This window comes from Stenotrophomonas sp. TWI1183 (assembly GCF_039673115.1).
Classification (GTDB): Bacteria; Pseudomonadota; Gammaproteobacteria; order Xanthomonadales; family Xanthomonadaceae; genus Stenotrophomonas; species Stenotrophomonas maltophilia_AA.
This window is the reverse complement of sequence record NZ_JBDJKZ010000007.1, coordinates 202,918-222,190: the sequence shown is the minus strand read 5'-3', so window position 1 is coordinate 222,190 and position 19,273 is coordinate 202,918. Positions and strand designations below refer to the sequence as shown.

Genomic DNA, 19,273 nt, shown 5'->3' with positions numbered 1-19,273 from the left:
GGGCCGGCCACTCCCTCAGTGGGGGCCTGGGGGTTTGGGGGGCCAGGTTTTGCCCCGCCGGCGCCCCGGCAACCCCGTATCCCGTCCGCGCCTTACGCGTCGTTCAAGCGCTCGCCGGTCTCTGCATCGAAGAAATGCAGGCCCTGCGGGTGGATCGCCACGCGGATCGGCTCGCCGACCGACGGCAACGCCTGCGGCGCCACCCGCATCACCAATGGCTGGCCGCCGCTGGTCATGTTGACGAAGATTTCGTTACCGACCGGCTCGATGCCGTCGATCATCGCCTCGAACGCGGTCGCATCCCCGGCCGCCGCCGGCTGCAGATGCTCCGGGCGCACGCCCACGGCGATCGCCTTGCCGACCCATGCCTGATCGATCCGGGCCTGGCCCAGCGGTGCGGTCAGTGCGGTGTCCTGCACGGCGTAGCCACTGTCGGTGCACTGCAGGGTGCCGCGCAGCACGTTCATCGCCGGGCTGCCGAGGAAGCCGGCCACGAACAGATTGGCCGGACGGTCGTACAGCGCCATCGGGGTGTCGATCTGCTGGATCACGCCATCCTTGAGCACCACGATCCGCTGGCCCAGGGTCATCGCCTCCACCTGATCGTGGGTCACGTAGATCATGGTGGTGCCGAGCTTGCGATGCAGCTGCGCGATTTCCGTGCGCACGCTGTGGCGCAGCTTGGCGTCCAGGTTGGACAGCGGCTCATCCAGCAGGAACACCGCCGGCTCGCGCACCAGCGCACGGCCCAGCGCGACGCGCTGGCGCTGGCCGCCGGACATCGCCTTGGGCAGCTTGTCGAGCATGTCGGTCAGGCCGAGCGTTTCGGCCGCTTCGCCCACCCGCTTGCTGATCGTGGCCTTGTCGTGCCCCCGCAGCTTCAGACCGAAGGCCAGGTTCTCGGCCACGGTCATGTGCGGGTACAGCGCATAGCTCTGGAACACCATAGCGATGTCGCGGTCCTTGGGCGCCACGTCGTTGACCACGCGGTCGCCGATCGTCAGCGTGCCGCCACTGATTTCTTCCAGGCCGGCGACCATGCGCAGCAGTGTGGACTTGCCACACCCCGACGGCCCCACCAGCACCATCAATTCACCATCGGCCACTTCGAAGGTCGCGCCCTGCACGGCCACCTGACCGTTGTCGTAGACCTTGCGAACGCCCTGCAACTGCACTTTTGCCATATCACCATTCCAGTCCGCCCGGTCTCCGGGCTGTTATGCGGAACTGCCTTCGGCCCTCCCGATGGCAGGTCGATGGCGTGGTGCCGCATGACGGCGACCACTGCAATCGAATACAGTCTGCGCATTCTGCCATGTAAACGTTTTCACGTGGCACTATCCGATAGTCGGCCGTGACCTGGATGCCGGGGAGGATGCGATATCCCCCACGACACCGGGTTGGCAGGCCATCATGCCGGGCGGAATCCCTGGGGCGTGCTGCACCTGCAACAAGCAGACAACGGACCCCGCCCGACCCCCGAGAACATAGACGAGAAGCGATTGACAACGATGTCACCCGGATCTGAAACTCGAGCGATGCACGACACCCTTTTCCTGTTTGGCGCCACAGGTGACCTGGCCCAGCGCTATCTGTTCCCCTCGCTGCTGCGATTGCTGGGCGACGGTCTGCTCCCCGAGGACTTCAAGGTCCGTGCGCTGGCGCTGTCGCCGCACGATACCGAAGCCTTCCGCGAGATCCTGCGCCCGCGCCTGCAGCAGGCCATGCCGATGGCCAGCCAGGACGACATCCACTCGCTGCTGCAGCGCATCGACTACCGCTCGGTGGATCTGCGCAATCCGGACTCGGTGGCCGAATCGGTCAGCGATCTGGTCGACCGCCACTGCGTGAGCTACCTGGCCATTCCGCCGGGCCTGTACATCTCCACCTGCGAAGGGCTGGCCAAGGGCGGCGCGTTGGCCGCTCCGCACCGTCTGATGCTGGAGAAGCCGATCGGCAGCGACAGTGCCAGCGCCGAGGAGATCATCTCCACCATCGGCCAGTGGATCGACGAAGACCGCGTGTTCCGCCTGGATCACTACCTGGGCAAGGCCGCGGTGCAGAACCTGATCGCGCTGCGCTTCGGCAACACGCTGCTCGAGGCGGTATGGAACCGCAACTACATCGAATCGGTGCACATCCTGGTCGCCGAGAGCGAGGGCGTGGACGGTCGCGATGCCTACTACGCCCGTTCCGGCGCGCTGCGCGACATGGTCCAGAGCCACATCCTGCAGTTGCTCTGCCTGGTCGCGATGGAGCCGCCGGCCTCGCTGGAAGCCGACCGCATCCGCGATGAAAAGGTCAAAGTGCTGCGCGCCCTGCGCCCGCTCACCGCCAAGCACGCCGCACGCGACAGCGTGCGCGGCCGCTACACCGCCGGCACCATCAACGGCCAGCCCGCGCAGGCCTACCAGCCGCCGGAAGGCAGCGATGTGGAAACCTTCGCCGGGGTCACCGCGCATATCGACAACTGGCGCTGGTCCGGCGTGCCGTTCCACCTGGTCACCGGCAAGCGCCTGGCCGAGCGCACCACCCGCGTGGTGGTCACGCTGAAGCCGGTCACCCACTGGCTGTTCGAGCGCCCGCACCGCCGCAACGCGACCCCGAACCGCATCACCTTCCAGCTGCAGCCGCAGGAAAACATCGAGCTGGGCCTGATGAGCTCGCTGGCCGGCCCGGAATGGGGCGCGCTGGAGCTGCATCCGCTGGAACTGGAACTGTCCGTGCCGACCGGCCTGCACCGTCGCATCGCCTACGAGCGCCTGTTCCTGGATGCGTTCAACGGCAACCATGCGCTGTTCGTGCGCGATGACGAAGTGCGCGCCGCCTGGGCCTGGATCGACAGCGTCAGCGACGCGTGGAAGGAAGCCAAGCTGCCGCTGCAGCCCTACCCGGCCGGCGAATGGGGTCCGCGGGAAGCCACCGGCTTCCTGCCCGCCGAGGCCGAGGCCGACGCTGTCCACGGTGATCAGGCATGACGGTGTTGTCCCAGCCGGTCCTCGTCGCGGATATCGGAGGAACCAACGCACGCTTCGCCCTGGCCGATACCTCGCTGGCCGCGCCGCTGCAGCAGGACAGCATCCGCGAATTCGCGGTCGCTGATTTCCCCTCGCTCGGCGAGGCGGCACGCCACTATCTGGAGCAGATCGGGGCGGAAGCCAAGCGCGGCGTGTTCGCCGTGGCCGGCCGCGTCGACGGTGACGAGGCGCGCATCACCAATCACCCGTGGGTGATCTCGCGCATGCGCACCGCGCACATGCTCGGCTTCGACGAGCTGCACCTGATCAACGACTTCGCCGCCCAGGCGATGGCGATTTCGCTGCTGCAGCCGCAGGACGTGATCCAGGTCGGCGGCGCGGCGTGGGTGCCGGGCAAACCCGGCCAGCCGCGCAACTACGCGGTGATCGGCCCGGGCACCGGGCTGGGCGTGGGCGGGCTGATCCTGCGCCACGGCCGCTGCTACCCGCTGGAAACCGAAGGGGGCCACGTCAGCTTCCCACCGGGCACGCCGGAGGAAATCCGCATCCTGGAAATCCTCTCCGAGCAGTTCGGCCGTGTCTCCAACGAGCGCCTGATCTGCGGCCCGGGCCTGGTCAACATCCATCGCGCCGTGTGCGAGATGGCCGATATCGATCCGGGCCAGCTGCAGCCAGTGGACGTCACCGCGCGTGCGCTGCATGGCGACCCGCAGGCGATGCGCACCGTGGATGTGTTCTGCGCGGTGTTCGGCGCGATCGCCGGCGACCTGGTGCTGATGCAGGGCGCCTGGGACGGCGTGTTCCTGACCGGCGGCCTGGTGCCGAAGATGCTCGATTCGCTGCAGCACTCCGGCTTCCGCCAGCGCTTTGAACACAAGGGCCGCTTCTCTTCGATCATGTCCAAGGTGCCGTCACTGGCGGTGATGCACCCCAGCCCCGGCCTGCTCGGCGCGGCCGCGTATGCGGCGGATGTGGAACGCGATCTGCCGGGAGGCACCGCATGAATACCCTGGATACGTCCGATCGTTTCACCCTGATCCGCCATGGCGATGCCGATTGCTGGATCGAAGCCGTCGCCGCCGAGATGGCGGCCGAGCTCAACCGCGACATCGCCGAATTCGGCCGGGCGCGCATGCTGCTCTCCGGCGGCACCACGCCGGCGCCGATCTACCAGGCGCTGGCCGAGCTGGACGTTCAGTGGGACCGGGTGGAAGTGAGCCTGGTCGATGAGCGCTGGCTCTCGCCGCAGGATCGCGACAGCAATGCATGGCTGGTGAAGGAGAGCTTCCTCACCCGTGCCGAAGGCGCGCATTTCGATCCGCTGGTGCGGGTCGGCAAGCCGCTGCCCGAGTGCGTCTACAGCGCCAACCTGCAGGCCCAGCACAGCCAGCGGCCCTGCCTGAGCGTGCTCGGCATGGGCAATGACGGCCACACCGCCTCGCTGTTCCCGGGTTCGAAGGATCTGACCCGCGCACTGGAAAGCACCCTGCCCTACGCGGCGCTGGATGCCACCGGCTGCCCCGGTGCGAACCAGTGGCCGCTGCGCATCACCCTCACGCCACACGGCCTGAAGCAGAGCCGCCAGCGCCTGTTGCTGCTGCGTGGCAAGCAGAAGCTGGAAGTGCTCAAGCACGCGCTGGAAAGCAACAATCCGCAGCTGTATCCCATCCTCAACGCGATCGATCTCGACGGCGCGAAACTGCGCGTCCACTGGTGTGACTGAGTTGCCCCGGTGTTGTTCCGTTCGCCTTCTCATAGCCGGTAGCCAATGAGCCTGCATCCCAAACTCCATGCCATCACCGAGCGCATCGTCCAGCGCAGCGTCGCGTCCCGCGCCGCCTACCTGGCCGGTGTCGACGCGGCGCTGCGCGACGGCCCGTTCCGTTCGCGCCTGAGCTGCGGCAACCTCGCCCACGGGTTCGCCGCGTGCGGCCCGACCGACAAGTCGCGCCTGCGCGGCGGCGTGACGCCCAACCTGGGCATCATCACCGCGTACAACGACATGCTCTCGGCGCACCAGCCGTTCGAGCACTACCCGGAGATCCTGCGCGAAACCGCGCGCGAACTCGGCGCGACCGCACAGGTTGCCGGCGGCGTGCCGGCGATGTGCGACGGCGTCACCCAGGGCCGCGGCGGCATGGAGCTGTCGCTGTTCTCGCGCGATGTGATCGCCCAGTCGACCGCGATCGGCCTGAGCCATGACATGTTCGATGCCAGCGTCTACCTCGGCGTCTGCGACAAGATCGTGCCGGGCCTGCTGATCGGTGCGCTGGCGTTCGGCCACCTGCCGGCGATCTTCCTGCCAGCCGGCCCGATGACCCCGGGCATTCCGAACAAGCAGAAGGCCGAAGTGCGCGAGCGCTATGCGGCCGGCCAGGCGACCCGCGAGGAACTGCTGGAAGCCGAAGCCGCCTCGTACCACGGCGCCGGCACCTGCACCTTCTATGGCACCGCCAACTCCAACCAGACCCTGCTCGAGGCGATGGGCGTGCAGATGCCGGGCGCCTCGTTCGTCAATCCGGATACGCCGCTGCGCGATGCACTGACCCGCCAGGCGGCAGTGCGTGCGCTGGAGATCAGCGCGCTGGGCGACGACTTCCGTCCGCTCGGCCGCCTGATCGACGAACGCGCGATCGTCAACGCCGTGGTCACCCTGATGGCCACCGGTGGCTCGACCAACCACACCATCCACTGGATCGCAGTGGCGCGTGCAGCCGGCATCGTGCTGACCTGGGACGACATGGACCAGCTCTCGCAGCTGATCCCGCTGCTGGCCCGCGTCTATCCGAACGGCGAAGCCGACGTGAACCGCTTCGCGGCCGCGGGCGGCACCGCGTTCGTGTTCCGTGAGCTGATGGAGGCCGGCCTGATGCACGCCGACCTGCAGACCGTGGCCGAAGGCGGCATGCCGCAGTACGGCCAGGAGCCGGCGTTGCGCGACGGCAAGCTGACCTACATCGATGGCGTGCGCGAGAGCGCCGATCCGGATGTGGTGCGTGGCGTGGCCAATCCGTTCGAATCCCAAGGCGGCCTGCGCCTGCTGCGCGGCAATCTCGGTCGCTCGCTGATCAAGCTGTCGGCGGTGAAGCCGGAGTTCCGCACGATCGAAGCGCCGGCGGTGGTGGTCGATGCGCCGCAGGTGCTGAACAAGCTGCACGCGGCCGGCGTGCTGCCGCACGATTTCGTTGCGGTGGTCCGCTACCAGGGCCCGCGCTCCAACGGCATGCCGGAGCTGCATTCGTTGGCGCCGCTGCTGGGCCTGCTGCAGAACCAGGGGCGCCGGGTGGCGCTGGTCACCGATGGTCGTCTGTCGGGTGCCTCGGGCAAGTTCCCGGCGGCGATCCACATGACGCCGGAAGCGTCGCGCGGCGGTCCGCTGGCGCGGGTGCGCGAGGGTGACATCATCCGTCTGGATGGCGAGGCCGGCACGCTGGAGCTGCTGGTGGATGCGGCGGAGTTCGCGGCTCGCGAGCCGGCGCCGAACACGGCACCGGCGGCGCACGATCTGGGCCGCAATCTGTTCGCGATGAGCCGTCGTCTGGTGGGTCCGGCCGATCAGGGCGCGATGTCGATTTCGTGTGGGCCGGCGGCCGATGACGGCAGCATCTGGAACTACGATGCGGAATACGAGCTTGGGCATGATGCGGCGGCTGCGGATGCGCCGCATGAGGGTAAGGACGCGTGAGCTGACGCAAAAGCGGCGGCTGGGTGTTCTGGTTGAGGCAGCGGGATGGCCCCAACCAGGACGCGCCGTGAACCCATCCATGGGGGCTCGTAAAGCGGCATCCATGCCGCTTAACGGTCCTGGTTGGGGCCATCCCGCTGCCTCCGGACACTTTTCGGCGCGTCGTTTGCGCTGCAGACATTGATGAAAAGAAGGATTGGAAACGCATGAGCATCGCCGAACATCAGAAACGCGCTGAAACCCTGTTGACGGCTGCCGGCATTCTGCCGGTGGTGACGGTGCATACGCTGGATCAGGCCCGTGCGGTCAGCGCGGCGTTGCTGGAGGGCGGGCTGCCCGCGATCGAGCTGACGCTGCGCACGCCGGTGGCGATGGAAGCACTCGCGATGCTCAAGCGCGAGCTGCCGGATGTGGTGGTGGGTGCGGGCACGGTGTTGACCGTGGAGCAGATGCAGCAGTCGATCGATGCGGGGGCGGATTTCCTGGTCACGCCGGGTACGCCGGCGCACATGGCCGATGCGTTGGCACAGGCGGCGTTGCCGGTGGTGCCGGGTGCGGCGTCGCCGACCGAAATGCTGGCGCTGTATGCGCGCGGCTTCCGGGTCTGCAAGCTGTTCCCGGCCTCGGCCGTGGGCGGGCTGGCGATGATCAAGGGTCTGGCCGGTCCGATTCCGGATCTGAAGCTGTGCCCGACCGGTGGCATCACCGAAGACACCGCCGCCGAGTACCTGGAGCAGAAGAACGTGGTCTGCATCGGTGGCTCGTGGATGGTGCCGGGCGGTTGGATCGAGCGTGGCGAGTGGGACAAGGTACGCGCGAGTGCGGCCCAGGCCGCGAAGATCGTGGCGCGGGTCCGCGCGCACTGAACGAAAACGCCCGGGCATGCCCGGGCGTTTTTTCATCCACCGCCAGCACGCGGGCTACATCGGTCGCGCCGGATTCACCAGGCCGTACTGGCTGGCCATGCGCGCCAGCGCGATGTTGTCATTGATGCCCATCTTCTCGAACAGGCGCGCCTTGTGCGTGTTGACGGTCTTCGCGCTGAGGCTCAGGCGCTTGGCGATGTCTTCCTGGCGCAGGCCCTGGGTGAGCAGCAGGGCCACTTCCAGTTCGCGCGGGGACAACGTGTCGAACGGCGAGTGGTTGCCTTCCACGTTTGACAGCGCCAGGTTCTGCGCGATGCTGTTGCCCAGGTAACGGCGACCGAGCGCGGCATCGCGCACGGCACGCAGCAGTTCCTGTGCATCGCAGGCCTTGCCGATGTAACCGGAGGCACCGGCTTCGAGCAGACGCTTGGGCATCGGGCCATCTTCAAGGACGGAGACGATCACCACGCGGGTGCCGTGATCGCCACGGACCACGCGTTCGGTGACCTCCATGCCGCTCACGCCCGGCAGGTGCAGATCGCACAGCACGACGTCGGGCCGCAGGCGGCGGATATCCGGCAGCGCATCTTCACCGCTCTCCGCCTCACCGACCACCTCGATGTCGGTCTCGTTGGAGAGGATCATTTTCATGCCGGTACGCACCAGAGCATGATCGTCCACCAGATACACTCGAATCGTCATCCGCCAACCTCGTCAAACACTGTGAACGGGGGCAAGCCTAGCTGCGGGATGTGTCGATCACAAGGAACCCGGTTCCCCGTCATCGCGTTCTGCTCCGCGCATCACAGACGTGCTGTCCTGCCCCTCCCCCTGTGCCTCTCATCCTAGTCTGTTCCAAAGAAACAGCCTATCGATGCGGCGCGTCTTCATGCCGTTTTCGGCCAGTTTACCGCCGTAATGCTCTCAGTGGCGGTGCCGCCAGGGATGGCGGCGGCGGAACATGACCAGGAAGCACCCTACCACCCAGACCAGGGCGGCACACCAGCCGGCCAGGATGTCGGAGGGGTAATGGACCCCGAGGTAGACCCTCGAGAGGCTCACCAGCACCGCGAAGGTCACCGCCGACAGGGCCACCGGCCAACGCCAGCGGGTATTCCAGGCCAGCAGCACCAGGGTGACGGCCAGGGTCATCGAGCCCATCGCGTGGCCGCTGGGGAAGCTGAAGGTGCTCTCCGGGGCGATCGATTCCCACAGGCTGGGGCGGTCGCGCTGGAAGAAGCGCTTGCTGCCCAGGTTCAGCAGGGCGGAGCCGACGAAGCAGATCGCCACGAAACTGGCTTCGCGCCAGCGCTTGCGCCAGACCAGCAGGGACACGATCAGCACATCGGCCGGGATCAGGAACCACTCGTAGCCCAGCTTGGAGAGCAGCACGAAGAACGCGTCCAGCCCCGGCGAATGCAGGCCGTGCATCTTCCACAGCAGGGGCGCGTCGAAATAGATCGATTCCAGCGCGTGGACTTCGTCGGCCAGCGCGACGAACCCGGCCAGCGGCAACAGCACGCCGACGAACAGCATCACGAAGCGCCAGGCGTTGCGGCCCATCCAGTGGCGGAAACCGGCCGCCTGCTCCGGGGCGGCCAGCACCGCCGGCTTATCCCGCGCGTCGGACATAGGTCCGTTCGACGTACGCGTCGATCAGCGCCACGAAGTCCTGGGCGATGTTGTCGCCGCGCAGGGTCACCGTCTTCTCACCGTCCACGAAGACCGGTGCAGCCGGGGTTTCGCCGGTGCCCGGCAGCGAGATGCCGATGTTGGCGTGGCGCGATTCGCCCGGCCCGTTGACGATGCAGCCCATGACCGCCAGGGTCATGCTTTCCGCGCCGGGGTGGCTCACTTTCCAGACCGGCATCTTCTCGCGCACGTGGTTCTGCACGACCTTGGCCAGTTCCTGGAAGAACTCGGAGGTGGTCCGGCCGCAACCCGGGCAGGCCGTGACCAGCGGCGTGAAGGCTCGCTGCCCGGTGGTCTGCAGCAGTTCCTGGGCGACGATCACCTCGGCCGTGCGCGACTGGCCCGGCTCGGGCGTCAGCGAAATACGGATGGTGTCGCCGATGCCTTCCTGCATCAGCACCGCCAGCGCCGCCGAGGAGGCGACGATGCCCTTGCTGCCGATGCCGGCTTCGGTCAGGCCCAGGTGCAGCGCGAAATCCGAGCGCTGGGCCAGGTCGCGATACACCGCGATCAGTTCCTGCACGCCACTGACCTTGGCCGAGAGCACGATGCGATCGCGCGGCAGGCCGAGCTCGACAGCGGTTTCAGCCGAATCCAGCGCCGACCGGATCAGCGCTTCGCGCAGCACGCGGCCGGCATCCCAGGGCTGTGCGCGCTGGCTGTTCTCGTCCATCAGGCGCGCGGCCAGGGACTGGTCCAGCGAGCCCCAGTTGGCGCCGATGCGGACCGGCTTGTTGTAGCGGATCGCGAACTCGATCAGCTGCGCGAACTGAGTGTCCTTCTTCTTGCCGAAGCCGACGTTGCCCGGGTTGATCCGGTACTTGGCCAGGGCCTCGGCGCAGGCCGGTTCCTGGGTCAACAACTGGTGGCCGTTGTAGTGGAAGTCGCCGATCAGGGGGACATCGATCCCCATCATCTGCAGCTTCTCCACGATCCGCGGGATGGCCGCGGCCGACTCGGGATTGTTGACGGTCAACCGCACCATCTCCGAGCCCGCACGCCACAGTTCGGCCACCTGCTTCACGCTGGAGGCGACATCGGCGGTGTCGGTGTTGGTCATCGACTGCACCACCACGGGATGGCCCCCACCCACGACCACGCCGCCGATATGGACAGGCTGGGTCTGGCGGCGGGCCCACACGGCGGAGTCGGCGGGTTGGGTCGGTCGGGTCACGGCGTCATGCATCCGCCTATTTTAGCGCGCCAGGCGCACGCTGAGGTGCTTGCCGTTGGTTGCCGCTCATGTTGCCCCGCAGCGATGCGGCCGATTGTCGCAGGCAGGCATAGGCGGGAGCGCATACGATGTGCGGACATGACCGGTACCGACGCCCCCTTCCTCCGCACCCTGTGCAGCCTGCGCTGGCTGGCCGTGGCCGGCCAGGCCGCGACGATCCTGGTCGCCACCTCGGTACTGGGGCTGGAACTGCCGCAACTGCCGCTGTGGGCCGGCGTTGCCGCGCTGACCCTGTTCAACCTGTACGCGCAGCTGCGTGTCCAAGGCCCCGATACGGCCCCGGTCACCGCCTTCGGCCACATCCTGGTGGATGTCACCGTGCTGACCTGGATGGTCGGGTGGAGCGGCGGCATCGCCAATCCCTTCGGCTCGCTGTTCCTGATCCTGATCGCGCTGGCCGCGCTCGCCCTGCCCCTGCGCTGGACCCTGGCCGTGGCCGCAGCCTGCCTGATCGGTTACGCGGTCAGCGGCGTGTTCGGCCTGCCGCTGCCAAGCGGCTACTTCACCGGTGCGCAGATGCAGCAGTGGGGCGTGGTCTGCAACTTCCTGCTGTCGGCGACCGTGGTGCTGGTGTTCGCAACCCGGCTGGCGATCGCCCTGCGCCAGCGCGAGCATGAGCTGGCGATGCTGCGCGAACGCTTCGTGCGCAACGAGGGCATCGTCGCGCTGGCCACCCACGCCGCCTCGGTCGCCCACGAACTCAATACGCCGCTGGCGACCATGACCCTGCTCGCCGACGACATCGCCGACCAGACCGAAAGCAGCGAGGTCCGCGATGACGTGGAAACCCTGCGCGAGCTGCTGGTGCAGTGCCGTGAGCGCGTGCTGGCGCTCGCCCGCCCGGCCGCCGGCGATGCGCCGGGCCGCGACGCGGTGACCCTGCCGCAGGTGCTGGAACAGTGGCGGCTGGTGCGCCCGACCATCGCACTGCATCGCAATGAGGATGCCCCGCTGACCCTGCCGCTGGACCCGGGCATCGGCCACCTGCTGATGGTGCTGCTCAACAATGCCGCCGACGCCGGCGAGAAGGCCGACCGCGCGCAGGTGGATCTGACGCTGCGCATCGAAGGCGACGATCTGATCGGCGAAGTGCGCGATTACGGCCACGGCTTCGACGCCCGCGAGGCGGTGCTGCCCGGCACGCTGTTCAACAGCGGCAAGACCGACGGCATGGGCGTCGGCCTGGCCCTGTCCCACGCCACCATCGAGCGCCTGGACGGCGAGCTGTGGATGCGCCCGGCCAAGGGCGCCGGCACCCGCGTCGGCTTCCGCCTGCCTCTGTCCCCACGGGAGACTTCCGCATGACCACCTTCACTCCGGCGCCCGGCCTGGCCAGCCATGGCCTGCTGGTCGACGACGACGAACTCTATCTGCGCACGCTGCAGCGCAGCCTGGCCCGCAAGGGACTGGAAACCGTGACCGCCAGCGACACCGCCTCGGCGCTGCTGCTGGCGCGGCAACAGCCGCCGGCCTACGCCTTGATCGATCTCAAGCTCGGCACCGAATCCGGCCTGGCCCTGATCCAGCCGCTGCGCGCCCTGCGCGAAGACATGCGGATCCTGCTGGTGACCGGCTATGCCAGCATCGCCACCGCGGTGGAGGCGATCAAGCTCGGCGCGGACGACTACCTGCCCAAGCCGGCCACGGTGCCGATGATCCTGCGCGCGCTCGGCGAGGAAGACGATGGCCCGGCCGACGATGGCGACATGGAGCCGCCGGATGCGATGACGCCGATCAGCCGCCTGCAGTGGGAACACATACAGCAGGCGATGCATGAGACCGGTGGCAACGTCTCCGCCGCTGCGCGCCTGCTCGGCATGCATCGGCGCTCACTGCAGCGCAAGCTGGCCAAGCGGCCGAGCCCGGAGCGCGATCCGACGCGGTGAGGCCGGTGCAATCGGTCCACGTAGGTGCAGCGCGACGTGCCCCCCGGGCCACTGTGTGGCTCGGCTTCCTTCAAGGTTCGAGAAGAATCCGCACGTCCATCCCTTGCGCACGGGCGTGTGCCTGGACTTCCGCGCTCCACTGGACCATCCCCCCGCGCAACAGGTCGCCCCGGCTGGGCAGCACTTCGCGACTGGGGCAGTAAAGATCCAACAGCAGGCGGTTGCGCGCCTCAACGGTCATCTCGGCACCCGCCGAGCTGGCGGCAATCGCGTCCGCTCGCGCAAGAGCACCCTCGTCCAGGGTACCTTCCTCGTGGCGAAGCAGGACCACAACCGGCACGTCCATCCCCTGCTGCACCGCAGCCTGCAATCGATCATGCCCGTCAAGCACGACATGGGCCTGCAGCCCGCTGACCCACATCAGCAGCACCGGCGGGAGCGTACCCGCGCGGGCATGTCGCGCCCAGGCATTGACCCGTCCATTCTGGGCGGGCGATGGGGAACGCAACGGAATCGGTGCGACTGGGCGGCCGAGGGTAATGTCCGACCAGTCCAGCGCATCCAATGCTGGACGTGCCAGTGCAAGGGCGGCCATGTCGGGTCGAATCGAGACCGCAGCGCTGCCATGCAGCGAAGGCTGCAACAACCATTGGCCATCGGCCAAGGGAGAACTGCCGGATCCAGCCAACGCCTCAGCGAAGAATCGGGCCCATCCAGCGCGCGCCCGAGCAGCGTCGGCCGCATGTTTTTCGCGCACCTGGGCGGCCGTGATCGGAGGCACGATGCCGGGGGACAACGGCGAGTCACTGCGAAGCAGGTCTACCCCCCAGTAGTCCCTCTCCACCCGGGCCCACAGCATTGCGCGGTCGCCTGCGGCCACCCGCAGGCAGTGGGGTGGACACACCGAGACAGTAAATGCAGGCGGCGTGCACGCCGAAACGTCGAGGAGCAATCCGCCCCAGACCCCGGGCTGCTTTCGCTGCCCGAGATCACGCCAGTGCATGGACACCCCCATCGCAGGCTCCGCGATCAGGCCTTCAGTTCAGCCAGAATCGCGCGGGTCACCGGGTCATCGATGGCCACGTCCTCGCCCTGCAGGGCAGGCAACAGGCCACTGGCCAACTGCTTGCCCAGCTCCACGCCGAACTGGTCGAAGGCGTTGATGTTCCAGATCAGCGACTGCACGTACACGGCGTGTTCGTACATCGCGATGAGCGCACCCAGCGAGTGCGGGGTCAGCGCGTCGAGCAGGATCAGCGTGCTCGGGCGGCCGCCGGGATACTCGCGGTGCGGATCATCGCTGCCCTGCCCGTTGGCCAGCGCTTCGGTCTGCGCCAGCAGGTTGGCCATCAGCGCCTGGTGGTTGACCACGTAGGGATCATCGTTGTGCACGCAGCCGATGAAATCGGCCGGGATCACGCTGGTGCCCTGGTGCAGCGCCTGGAAGAAGCTGTGCTGCACATCGGTGCCCGCCCCGCCCCACCACACCGGCACGGTGTCGCTGGCGACCGGGCTGCCATCGAGCTGCACGCGCTTGCCCAGGCTTTCCATCACCAGCTGCTGCAGGTAGGCCGGCAGCAGCGCCAGGCGCTGGTCGTAGGTCATCACCGCATGCGTGGCATGGCCGAGCAGGTTGCGGTTCCAGATGTCGGTCAGCGCGTGCAGCACCGGCAGGTTCTGCGCCAGCGGTGCGGTCAGCGCGTGTTCGTCCATCTGCGCGGCGCCCTCGAGCAGCTGCTCGAAGCGCGTGAAGCCGATTGCCAGTGCGATCGGGAAACCGACCGCCGACCACAGCGAATAGCGCCCGCCGACCCAGTCCCACATCGGCAGCACGCGGCCGGCGGCGATCGAGAAGGCCTTGGCCGCACGCTCCGGGTTGGCGCTGACCGCATACAGGCGCTCGCTGCCGCCCAGCCAGTCGTGCAGGATCTGCCCGTTGAGCAGGGTTTCCTGGGTGCCGAAGGTCTTGGAGATCAGGATGCCGGCGGTGGTGGCCGGGTCCAGCGTGGCCAGCGTGCGCTGCATCGCCGCGCCGTCCACGTTCGACACGAAATGCACGCGGAAGCGTGCGCCGGTGACCGGACGCAGCGCGTCGGCCACCAGCCGCGGACCGAGGTCCGAGCCGCCGATGCCGACGCTGACGATATCGGTGATGTTGGTGGCTTCCAGCGCGGCGATCAGCTCGCCCATCTGCTGGCGTACCTGCGCGGCGGTAGCGAAGGCCTCGCCGGCCACCGGCGCGCCGCTGGCATCGCCGCGCAGCGCAGTGTGCAGCGCCGCGCGGCCTTCGGTCACGTTGACCGTTTCACCGCGGAACAGGCGCTGGAAGCCGCCGACGACATCGCGCTCGGCGGCCAGCTGCAGCAGTGCGTCCAACGCCGCGCGGTCGTACTTCTGCCGCGCGAAATTGACGTACAACGGACCGACCCGCAGCCCCAGCGATTGTGCGCGGCCCGGTTCGGCGGCGATCAACGAAGGGATGCTCGCGCCACGCAGGCGCTGGGCATGGGAATGAAGCGGGTCGAATCCGTTGTGCTGTGTCATGCGGCCTGTGTCGGGATCGTGTCGTTGGTGTGGGAGATCTGGTTCTTGCCGTCCACATATACCAACTTCGGCTTGAAGCTGTCAGCTTCTTCTTCGCTCATGCTGGCGAAGGCCGCGATGATGATGATGTCGCCCACCTGCACGTGGCGCGCGGCGCCACCGTTGAGCGACACCACGCCGCTGCCGGCTTCGGCGCGGATGGCATAGGTGGAGAAACGCGCACCGTTGGTGACGTCCCAGATGTGCACCTGCTCGAACTCACGGATGCCGGTGGCAGCCAGCAGGTTGTCATCGATGGCGATGGAACCTTCGTAGTTCAGCTCGGAATGCGTGACGGTGGCGCGGTGGATCTTGGTCTTCAGCAGGGACAGGTGCATGGCGACGGGACAACGGTAAAGGAAAGGGAAATTCTAGCACCCGCTGGATCGGCGGCAGGGCGCGCGGCGCCGGTCCCGGGAGGGCGCTGCCCATCGTTCAGCATCTTCACGCCTCCACGCCACCCCGGTAGAGCCACCCCATGGGTGGCTGCGCGGGACCGCGGGTCACAGTGGCGGAACGCGGGGCACACCGGCTCCAGGGGGCGCCCCCTTGAGCAGCCACGCGTGGCGTGGCCCTACACCCGCCCCGCCCGGGGTTTGCCCCCTCAGAACTCCAGGTTGTCGATCAACCGGGTGTTGCCGATCCGCGCGGCGATCAGCGCTACGCGGGTGCCGTCGTTGGCATCGGCCGGCTCGGACAGGTCCGGCAGGCGCACCACGGCGTAGTCGACCTGGAAGCCCGCCGCCTGCAGCGCGGCGGCCGCCTCGGCCTCGATCAGGCTGCGGCTCTTGCCGGCGATGAAGCCTTCGCGCATGCCCAGCAGCACCTGGTGGATGCTGGTCGAGACCGGGCGCTGCTCGGCGCTGAGGTACTGGTTGCGCGAGCTCATCGCCAGGCCGTCGTCTTCACGCACGATGTCGCCCCCGACGATCTGGATCGGGAAGGCAAGGTCTTCCACCATCTGGCGGATCACCGCCAGCTGCTGGTAATCCTTCTTGCCGAAAGCCGCCACGTCCGGCTGGACCTGGTTGAACAGGCGCGAGACCACGGTGCAGACGCCATCGAAATGGCCCGGGCGGTGCGCGCCCTCGAGCAGGCCGCTGATGCCCGGCACGTTGACGCTGGCCGCCAGCGCGACGCCGAACGGGTACATCGATTCAACGGTGGGCAGCCACAGCACATCGCACCCGGCCTGCTCCAGGCCGGTGGTGTCGGCTTCGGGCGTACGCGGATAGCGGGTGAAATCCTCGTTCGGGCCGAACTGGGTCGGATTGACGAACACGCTGGACACGACGCGGTCGGCGTACTGCCGGGCCAGCGTGACCAGCGAATAATGACCTGCATGCAGGTTGCCCATGGTAGGGACCAGCGCGACGCGCAGGCCCTCGCGCTTCCAGCCGTTGACGACGGCGCGCAGACGGGACAGTTCGGTGACGGTTTCGATCATGAGGCGTAGGCGTGTTCTGCGTCGGGGAAGGAGCCGTCGCGCACGGCGTCGGCGTAGGCACGGACCGCACCGGCAACCGACCCGCCTTCGGCAAGGAAATCCTTGACGAACTTGGGACGGCGATGGCCGCTGTCCAGGCCGAGGAAATCATGCAGCACCAGCACCTGGCCATCGCAGTGCGGGCCGGCACCGATGCCGATGGTGGGCACACTGATGTCCGCGGTGACCTGGGCAGCCACCGGCGTCGGCACGCATTCGAGCACGACCAGGCTGGCGCCGGCGGCGACCGCAGCCTTGGCGTCGTCGCGCAGCTGCTGGGCGGCATCGCCACGGCCCTGCACGCGGTAACCCCCCAGGCGCAGCACCGACTGCGGCGTCAGGCCCAGGTGCGAGCAGACCGGAATCTCGCGCTCGACCAGGTAACGGATGATGTCCAGCTTGAAGCCGGCACCTTCGATCTTGACCATCTCCGCGCCGGCCTGCAGCAGGCGCAGCGAGGCATCCAGCGCGCGCTCGGGCGTCGCGTCGGCGCCGAACGGCAGATCAGCGACCAGCAGCGCGCGTTGCAGCACGCGGGCCACGGCGCGGGTGTGATAGACCATGTCATCGGTGGTCACCGGCAGGGTCGAATCGTGCCCCTGCACCACCATGCCCAGCGAGTCGCCAATCAGGATCAGGTCCACGCCGTTGGCGTCGAAGCTGCGGGCGAACCCGGCATCGTAGGCGGTCAACATCACCAGCTTCTGCCCAGTGCGCTTGGCCTCCGCCAATGCGGGGACGGTCCAGGGCTTGCTTTCTGCGTGGGTACTCATGAGCTGATAACCGGTGGCGATAAGCCCCGCATTATCCTCCTATTGGAGAGATCCCGCAGGCCTCGACCCGCATCACAGCATCCCGCACGCGGCCGTGCCCGGGAATGGTGGCGTCCGGCGCGATCTCGGCCAGCGGCAGCAGCGCGAACGCACGCGCGTGCAGATACGGATGCGGCACCTGCAGCTGCGGCAGATCGATGATCTCCTCGCCGTACAACAGCACGTCCAGGTCCAGCGCGCGCGGGCCCCAGTGCACGGCCGGATCGCGCACGCGGCCGAACTGGCGCTCGATCTCCAGCAACGCCTCCAGCAGCGCGGGCGCGGGCAGCGCGGTATCGAGCACCGCGGCGGCATTCACGAACGCCGGCTGGTCTTCGTTGCCCCAGGCCGGCGTGCGGTACAGCTGCGAGCGCGCGCGCAACGTGGTCTGCGGCAGCACCGCCAGCGCCTGGAACGCATCGCGCAGGGTCTGCGCGGCGTCCCCGAGATTGGCGCCCAATCCGATACAGGCCAGGGTCACGGCTTACTCGCCTGCCACTCCACCGGGACGACGACGGCGGCGGCGACGCTTGCGCGGTGCATCGTCTTCGCCTTCGCCGTCGGCCTGGGCCGCATCCAGGGCCGAGTCGAGCTCGGTACCGGACTGCAGCTGGGCCTCGCGCCAGAACGCCACGTCCGCTTCATGCTCGCTGGAGGCGACCTGGCGCAGGACCAGGAAGTCGTAGGCGGCGCGGAAGCGCGGGTGGGTCAACGTACGGATCACGCGCTTGCGCTGGCGCGAGGCGAAGCGGCCCTGCAGCAGCCAGATTTCCTGCATCGGCAGCGAGAAGCGGCGCGGCAGGGCGATCGTGGTCAGCTGGTGCAGGGTCACGCGATCCGCGGCGCGGCGCTGTGCCTCTTCCAGTGCGACGCCCTGCTTCTGCAGGCTGGCCAGGGCGCGGCAGAAGGCCGGCCACAGCAGCAGCGCGAACAGGAACGACGGCGACACCGGTTCATCGTTGGCCACGCGCAGATCGGTGTTGTGCAGGCCTTCGATGACCATCCGGCGCAGCGCACCGCTGCGGTTGCTGCGCAGGGCGGCGGCGCTCTCCGGGAACATGACGTCGAGCAGACCGTAACGCTCCAGGCCTTCGAAGCTGGCCACGCCGTGCCCGGACAGGAACAGCTTGAGCACTTCCTCGAACAGGCGCGCCGGGGCGGCCTCGGCCAGCAGGTTGGCCAGGCGCGGCAGCGGCTCGGCGGTCGCCTCTTCGATCTGGAAGCCCAGCTTGGCCGCCAGGCGCACCGCGCGCAGCATGCGCACCGGGTCCTCCTGGTAACGCTGCTCGGGGTCGCCGATCAGCTTCATCAGGCGTGCCTGCACGTCTTCAAAGCCACCGGTGTAATCGCGCACCGAGAAATCCTCGATCGCGTAGTACAGGGCGTTGCAGGTGAAGTCGCGGCGGATCGCGTCGTCTTCGATGCTGCCGTACACGTTGTCGCGCACGAGCATGCCATTTTCCATCTCACGGTCGCCGCTGCCATCGTCGATGTTGGCGCGGAAGGTGGCGACCTCGATGATCTCGCGGCCGAACACCACGTGCGCCAGGCGGAAGCGGCGGCCGATCAGCCGGCAGTTGCGGAACAACTGCTTGACCTGCTCGGGCGTCGCGTCGGTGGCGACGTCGAAATCCTTGGGGTGGCCGTTCACCAGCAGATCGCGGACGGCGCCGCCGACCAGGTAACCGGCAAACCCGGAATCACGCAGCCGGTACAGGACGCGCAGGGCGTTCGGGCTGATGTCCTTGCGGGAGATGTTGTGCTGATCGCGCGGGATCACGCGCAGGCTGAACGGTGATGTAGCAGAGGAATTGATGTTGGCGCTTCCGGTTGAGTTTTCGGGATTGCCCAATGGCATCTAGGTCCATATACTAGCGCGCTGCGCAGTTCGCGACAAAGCCTGCTCCCTTCGTCTAATGGTTAGGACGTGGCCCTCTCAAGGCTAAAACAGGGGTTCGAGTCCCCTAGGGAGCACCAGTCGCGGTGCAGAAAGCCAAAAACCCCGCCACGGCGGGGTTTTTTGCGTTCCAGGCCCGGGTTGTCGCTCCTGC

The 19,273-nt window shown here is 67.8% G+C and carries 18 protein-coding genes and 1 tRNA gene; 8 read left to right on the top strand and 11 right to left on the bottom strand.

The annotated features are described in order from the left end of the window. Positions 1-92: 92 nt before the first annotated feature. Positions 93-1,184 carry a sn-glycerol-3-phosphate ABC transporter ATP-binding protein UgpC gene (gene ugpC, locus ABE434_RS09540; protein ID WP_346478640.1) on the bottom strand — a complete coding sequence of 364 codons (1,092 nt, stop codon included), beginning with the start codon at positions 1,182-1,184 and terminating at the stop codon, positions 93-95. A gap of 354 nt (positions 1,185-1,538) precedes the next feature. Between ugpC and zwf the strand changes: the two genes are divergently transcribed. The 5 genes from zwf to ABE434_RS09515 all read left to right on the top strand — a co-directional run bounded on the left by zwf (position 1,539) and on the right by ABE434_RS09515 (position 7,529). After that, complete coding sequence (zwf, locus tag ABE434_RS09535) at positions 1,539-2,978, top strand: glucose-6-phosphate dehydrogenase (RefSeq protein ID WP_346478639.1); 1,440 nt, start codon at positions 1,539-1,541, stop codon at positions 2,976-2,978. Beyond that, positions 2,975-3,982 (top strand): glucokinase, encoded by a 1,008-nt coding sequence (glk, locus tag ABE434_RS09530; protein ID WP_121041860.1) that lies wholly within the window; start codon positions 2,975-2,977, stop codon positions 3,980-3,982. Before zwf ends, glk begins: the two co-directional genes overlap by 4 nt. Next, complete coding sequence (gene pgl, locus ABE434_RS09525) at positions 3,979-4,701, top strand: 6-phosphogluconolactonase (protein ID WP_346478638.1); 723 nt, start codon at positions 3,979-3,981, stop codon at positions 4,699-4,701. The genes glk and pgl overlap by 4 nt, the downstream gene beginning before the upstream one ends. A gap of 45 nt (positions 4,702-4,746) precedes the next feature. Beyond that, positions 4,747-6,663, top strand: a complete 1,917-nt coding sequence (gene edd / locus ABE434_RS09520) for a phosphogluconate dehydratase (RefSeq protein WP_346463688.1) — start codon at positions 4,747-4,749, stop codon at positions 6,661-6,663. A gap of 206 nt (positions 6,664-6,869) precedes the next feature. Continuing rightward, positions 6,870-7,529: a bifunctional 4-hydroxy-2-oxoglutarate aldolase/2-dehydro-3-deoxy-phosphogluconate aldolase gene (locus ABE434_RS09515; RefSeq protein ID WP_346478637.1), complete on the top strand. Its 660-nt coding sequence runs from the start codon at positions 6,870-6,872 to the stop codon at positions 7,527-7,529. Between the two features lie 54 nt (positions 7,530-7,583). Here ABE434_RS09515 and ABE434_RS09510 read toward each other — a convergent pair whose 3' ends face one another. The 3 genes from ABE434_RS09510 to ispG form a co-directional block, all read right to left on the bottom strand. Next, positions 7,584-8,231, bottom strand: coding sequence for a response regulator (locus ABE434_RS09510; protein ID WP_123728958.1), 648 nt, complete (start codon positions 8,229-8,231; stop codon positions 7,584-7,586). Between the two features lie 222 nt (positions 8,232-8,453). Beyond that, a complete protein-coding gene (locus tag ABE434_RS09505; protein ID WP_346478636.1) occupies positions 8,454-9,161 on the bottom strand; it encodes a phosphatase PAP2 family protein in 708 nt (235 codons plus the stop codon). Continuing rightward, a complete protein-coding gene (ispG, locus tag ABE434_RS09500) occupies positions 9,142-10,407 on the bottom strand; it encodes a flavodoxin-dependent (E)-4-hydroxy-3-methylbut-2-enyl-diphosphate synthase (protein WP_313212901.1) in 1,266 nt (421 codons plus the stop codon). Before ispG ends, ABE434_RS09505 begins: the two co-directional genes overlap by 20 nt. Before the next feature lie 126 nt (positions 10,408-10,533). Between ispG and ABE434_RS09495 the strand changes: the two genes are divergently transcribed. Together ABE434_RS09495 and ABE434_RS09490 are read left to right on the top strand one after the other, a co-directional pair. Further along, positions 10,534-11,760 (top strand): ATP-binding protein, encoded by a 1,227-nt coding sequence (locus ABE434_RS09495; protein ID WP_346478635.1) that lies wholly within the window; start codon positions 10,534-10,536, stop codon positions 11,758-11,760. Continuing rightward, positions 11,757-12,341, top strand: a complete 585-nt coding sequence (locus ABE434_RS09490; RefSeq protein ID WP_176989677.1) for a response regulator transcription factor — start codon at positions 11,757-11,759, stop codon at positions 12,339-12,341. The genes ABE434_RS09495 and ABE434_RS09490 overlap by 4 nt, the downstream gene beginning before the upstream one ends. Before the next feature lie 70 nt (positions 12,342-12,411). Here the strand turns inward: ABE434_RS09490 and ABE434_RS09485 are convergent, their stop codons facing one another. From ABE434_RS09485 to pcnB, 7 genes are all read right to left on the bottom strand, one after another. Next, positions 12,412-13,356, bottom strand: coding sequence for a hypothetical protein (locus ABE434_RS09485; protein WP_346478634.1), 945 nt, complete (start codon positions 13,354-13,356; stop codon positions 12,412-12,414). 14 nt (positions 13,357-13,370) lie between these two features. After that, positions 13,371-14,885: a glucose-6-phosphate isomerase gene (gene pgi, locus ABE434_RS09480; RefSeq protein WP_346478633.1), complete on the bottom strand. Its 1,515-nt coding sequence runs from the start codon at positions 14,883-14,885 to the stop codon at positions 13,371-13,373. Then, entirely contained in the window at positions 14,882-15,262 is a 381-nt protein-coding gene (gene panD / locus ABE434_RS09475; protein ID WP_019183273.1) for an aspartate 1-decarboxylase, read from the bottom strand. The genes pgi and panD overlap by 4 nt, the downstream gene beginning before the upstream one ends. A gap of 266 nt (positions 15,263-15,528) precedes the next feature. Beyond that, entirely contained in the window at positions 15,529-16,371 is an 843-nt protein-coding gene (gene panC / locus ABE434_RS09470; RefSeq protein ID WP_346478632.1) for a pantoate--beta-alanine ligase, read from the bottom strand. After that, a complete protein-coding gene (gene panB / locus ABE434_RS09465) occupies positions 16,368-17,183 on the bottom strand; it encodes a 3-methyl-2-oxobutanoate hydroxymethyltransferase (RefSeq protein ID WP_346478631.1) in 816 nt (271 codons plus the stop codon). The genes panC and panB overlap by 4 nt, the downstream gene beginning before the upstream one ends. A gap of 31 nt (positions 17,184-17,214) precedes the next feature. Further along, positions 17,215-17,703, bottom strand: coding sequence for a 2-amino-4-hydroxy-6-hydroxymethyldihydropteridine diphosphokinase (folK, locus tag ABE434_RS09460; RefSeq protein WP_346478630.1), 489 nt, complete (start codon positions 17,701-17,703; stop codon positions 17,215-17,217). 3 nt (positions 17,704-17,706) lie between these two features. Continuing rightward, a complete protein-coding gene (gene pcnB, locus ABE434_RS09455) occupies positions 17,707-19,074 on the bottom strand; it encodes a polynucleotide adenylyltransferase PcnB (protein ID WP_346478650.1) in 1,368 nt (455 codons plus the stop codon). 50 nt (positions 19,075-19,124) lie between these two features. Here pcnB and ABE434_RS09450 point away from each other — a divergent pair. Then, positions 19,125-19,199 (top strand) — tRNA-Glu (locus ABE434_RS09450). Positions 19,200-19,273: the final 74 nt, after the last annotated feature.